This is a genomic window from Protofrankia sp. Cas3 (assembly GCF_963555955.1).
GTDB lineage: Bacteria > Actinomycetota > Actinomycetes > Frankiales > Frankiaceae > Protofrankia.
On sequence record NZ_CAUVXP010000267.1, the window covers coordinates 1 to 703 of the forward strand.

Below are 703 nucleotides of genomic sequence, written 5' to 3' on the forward strand. Positions count from 1 at the left end.
CCCAGGGTGGTCGGCGGCGAGCGATGGCCATGTCGAGGGCCTCGGTGACGAGGCTGGTGCGCATGTGGTCGGCGGTGGCCCAACCCACGACGGCGCGGGAGTACAGGTCGATGACGGTCGCGACGTAGGCCCAGCCGTCCCAGGTCGTGACGTAGGTGATGTCCCCACACCAGCGCGTGTCGGGTGCTCCGGCGGTGAAGTCGCGGCCGAGCAGGTCGGGTGCCGGCACAGGCCGGTCGCCGCCGATCGTGGTGCGCTTCCACGCCTTGGGATGACGTCCCTGCAGGCCAGCGGCCTTCATCAGGCGCCACAGCCGCTTGGACGACAGGAAGTGACCGGCTGCGGTCAGGGCGGCGCGGACGCGGCGCACGCCGGGGTTGCCGCGTCCCTCACGGTAGATCTTCCTGATCGGGGCGGTGTAGGTGGTGTCGTCGCGGGGGCGCTGGCTGGGCTCGCCGCGGCGCCAGGCGTAGTAGCCGGACCGGGACACGGCCAGCTCGGTACACATGAACGCGACGGGGAACTCCTCGGAGGCAGCCCAGTCCGCGATAGCAGCGAACGTCACTGCTTTCCGCTCGCGAACCAGGTCGCTACTTTTTTTGCGAACTCCACCTGCATCCGTAGTTCAGCGATTGTGGCCGTCGCATTTTTGGCTTCGCCGCGTAGCCGGACCAGTTCGGCTCGTTCGGGCTCGGTGAGCTCC

The 703-nt window shown here is 69.0% G+C and carries 1 protein-coding gene; it reads right to left on the reverse strand.

What is annotated here, in order from left to right; genetic code table 11:
* Positions 1-565: IS3 family transposase (locus U9983_RS26800; RefSeq protein ID WP_322756677.1), on the reverse strand; the 565-nt coding region annotated here is incomplete at its 3' end.
* Positions 566-703: the final 138 nt, after the last annotated feature.